The sequence below is a fragment of the Shewanella sp. 11B5 genome (genome assembly GCF_002836795.1).
Classification (GTDB): Bacteria; Pseudomonadota; Gammaproteobacteria; order Enterobacterales; family Shewanellaceae; genus Shewanella; species Shewanella frigidimarina.
This window is the reverse complement of record NZ_PJAP01000932.1, coordinates 1-3,078: the sequence shown is the minus strand read 5'-3', so window position 1 is coordinate 3,078 and position 3,078 is coordinate 1. Positions and strand designations below refer to the sequence as shown.

4 protein-coding genes are annotated in these 3,078 nt (G+C 42.1%); 2 read left to right on the top strand and 2 right to left on the bottom strand.

Features of this window, described 5'->3' with window-relative positions; translation table 11 throughout:
• Both CXF78_RS18425 and CXF78_RS18420 read left to right on the top strand, forming a co-directional pair.
• Positions 1 to 506, top strand: a 506-nt coding sequence (locus CXF78_RS18425) for an aldehyde dehydrogenase family protein (protein ID WP_145991557.1), incomplete at its 5' end; no start/stop codon positions are given.
• A gap of 69 nt (positions 507 to 575) precedes the next feature.
• The gene (locus tag CXF78_RS18420; RefSeq protein WP_102037572.1) at positions 576 to 1,376 is read left to right on the top strand and encodes a DUF1338 domain-containing protein; all 801 of its coding nucleotides are present in this window, start codon (positions 576 to 578) and stop codon (positions 1,374 to 1,376) included.
• A gap of 77 nt (positions 1,377 to 1,453) precedes the next feature.
• On the opposite strand, the gene CXF78_RS18415 is transcribed toward CXF78_RS18420, so the two are convergent.
• On the bottom strand, positions 1,454 to 2,788 hold the full coding sequence (locus CXF78_RS18415) for an ATP-binding protein (RefSeq protein WP_102037571.1): 1,335 nt from the start codon (positions 2,786 to 2,788) through the stop codon (positions 1,454 to 1,456).
• On the bottom strand, positions 2,785 to 3,078 hold a 294-nt coding region (locus CXF78_RS18410; RefSeq protein ID WP_145991556.1), incomplete at its 5' end, for a winged helix-turn-helix domain-containing protein. The genes CXF78_RS18415 and CXF78_RS18410, both read right to left, overlap by 4 nt.

The window sequence follows — 3,078 nt, the reverse complement described above, 5'->3', positions numbered from 1 at the left end:
GCTCGATGATTTCTGAAACCGCTGCACGTGGCATGGTTGCCGCACAGGCGACACTTCAGTCATTAGGTGGTGTTTCATTAGTTGAGTTAGTGCAAGTTGAAGCTGGTACTGGTTTAGTCACTCCAGGCTTAATAGATGTCACTAAAGTCGCTGAGTTACCTGATGAAGAATATTTTGGTCCATTATTGCAATTAGTACGTTACAGCGATTTTGACCAAGCTATTCATTTAGCCAATGCGACTCGTTATGGTTTATCAGCTGGTTTATTAGCGGATAGCCGTGAAGATTACGATTACTTTTTAGCGCGCATTCGTGCTGGTATTGTTAATTGGAATAAGCAGATTACAGGCGCATCAGGTGCGGCACCATTTGGTGGCGTTGGCGCTTCAGGTAATCATCGTGCAAGTGCATTTTATGCTGCTGATTACTGTGCTTACCCTGTCGCTTCAATGGAAGCAGATGCCGTAAGCTTACCTGCTACTTTAAGCCCTGGTTTATCAATTTAACTGATAAATTCATCGCATGATCCGTGCTGGTGACTTTGTTCACCAGCCTTATTTTAGAAGGATTTAACCATGCATACTGACGTTAATGCTTTATTTGCTGCTTTATGGCAAGACTACATTAAGATGACGCCTTCAGCGGCGAAAATTCATCAGCTTTTAGGCCATGGCGCGCCAATCATCAATGACCATATCGCTTTGCGTACTTTTAATATCGCTAAAGTAAATTTAAGCGTATTGGCTAAACATTTCACCTCTATCGGTTATGTCGACAGTGGTGATTATAAGTTTGAGCAGAAAAAGCTGATAGCTAAGCACTTTGAACATCCGGATCCAAAACAGCCAAAGGTGTTTATCTCTGAGTTGTTAGTTGAAGAATTTAGCCCTGAGCTGCAAAAGAGCATCCATGGTTTAATCGATCAGGTTGATATTGCGGCAACCACGGCAGATAACTTCATATATTCTGGTCGTCATTGGGATGTAGATAAAGCGACTTACCAAGCATTACTTGCTGAAAGCGAATATGCTGCGTGGGTTGCTGCGTTAGGTTACCGTGCCAATCACTTTACGGTTTCAATTAACGATCTGCCTGAATTTGAGCGTATTGAAGATGTAAACCAAGCCTTAAAGCAGGCTGGGTTTGTGTTAAATAGCTCTGGCGGTGAAGTTAAAGGATCGCCAGAAGTCTTGTTAGAGCAGTCTTCTACCATGGCTGATAAAGTGGTTGTGAACTTTACCGATGGCGATGTGGAAATTCCAAGTTGTTTCTATGAATTTGCCCGTCGTTATCCAATGGCTAATGGTCAGCTTTATACTGGCTTTGTTGCAGCATCTGCCGACAAGATTTTTGAAAGTACCAATGCAATGATGTAATGTTTATGCATGGACGAAAAAGACCTAATTGATCGCCCTGTTAGGTCTTTTTTATTGCTTATTCTAGGCAAAAAAGCTTAGGTGCTCATCAATATACTGACATTAAGCCCTTGTAATGCTTTACTTCGACTAAATTGCAATACAAAACCATATTGGTCACAAATCTCTTTAACAATCGATAAGCCCAACCCGTGGCCAATAGTTGCTTCATCTAGTCGGGTGCCACGAGAGGTTAATAATGCAATTTGCTCTTGTTTTACACCGAGGCCATCGTCTTCAATTTGAATTAATATCACTCCCGATGGTAACTCTTCGATGCTGACATGAACCTGTGAGTTTGCCCATTTAAAGGCATTGTCGAGCAGATTGCCAAACAGCTCCATACCATCTTCGCGATGTATTGGAATACGACTAATATGTTGTGGATTAACAATGCTGCAATCAATGCTCCGCTGATGATGCACTTTATGTAACGTTTGGATTAAGCTATCAAAATCTTTTGGCACCGCCAGTTGTGCTGCGGGCAGCATGTCTCCCGTTATCCTTGCTGCAGCCAATTTACGTTCAATCATTTTATGAACTAAATCTAATTGCTGCTGCATTGCTATAGCGGCATCCGGATGGGTGAGCCCAAGCGCTTCAACTTGTTGCTGCATGACTGCTAATGGGGTTTTTAAGCCATGGCTTAAATTACCTAGGTTATTGCGGCTACGTTCAATTTGTTTGGCTGTGTAGTCTAACAACTCATTATAGGTTTCGGCTAGCGGGCGGATTTCTGCTGGAATTTGTGAAATGGCTAATGAAGCTATTTCACCTTCGCGCAATTTAGCCAGTGCCCCTTGGATTTGATTCACCGGTTTAAATGATTGGCGTAAAATAATGAAGATACCGGCGATCATCGCCAATAACATACCGATATTGATTGCCAGTTTAGTACCAAACACTTCGCTAAACACACGCCGTCCGATACTGAGATCTTGGGCGACAGTTAATGTGGCTGTGTTGTGACTGTTTGGCGCGCCGATGCCGATAGATAACAACTGCATATCATTGTTTTTTGGCCCTTTAGCCTGCCAAACTCGTTTCTGCTGTGCTTGTAACTGTTCAATTTGTAATTCGGCATCCCACAATGAACGGGATCGAATAGTGCGGTCGGGCAGATTTAATTGGAAATAACGCCCTGAATAGGCTGGTCGGTAAAAGCTGGATAATTGGTTTTGGTCGATAACGATCTCACCCTCATCGAGCCTGGTGGCGATAATGATATGTTCTAAATCTTCTTCAAGACGATTAATAATAGAGTCATGAAACGCATCTCGAAGCATCGACTCAAATAAAAATAAGCCTATTAGCGTAGCAATAATGATTAAGCCACTGAGCCAGAGGCTTAATTTAAACCGAATCGAAATCATTCAATAATGCCATGGAAAATATAACCCTGACCACGCCGAGTTTCGATAGCGGTTTTACCGAGTTTTTTACGTAAGTGTGTGACATACACTTCAACGACGTTACTTTCTTTTTCATCATCAAATTGATAAAGCTTGTCAGTAAGCTGTTGCTTCGAAAGAAGCTTCTTTGGTGACATTAAGAATATTTTCAGTAACCTAAACTCCATCGACGTCAGCTCATATATGTGTTCGCCAACAGTCACCTTTTGCTCGTTTTCGTCTAAATTAACCCCTGCATAACATAACTGCTT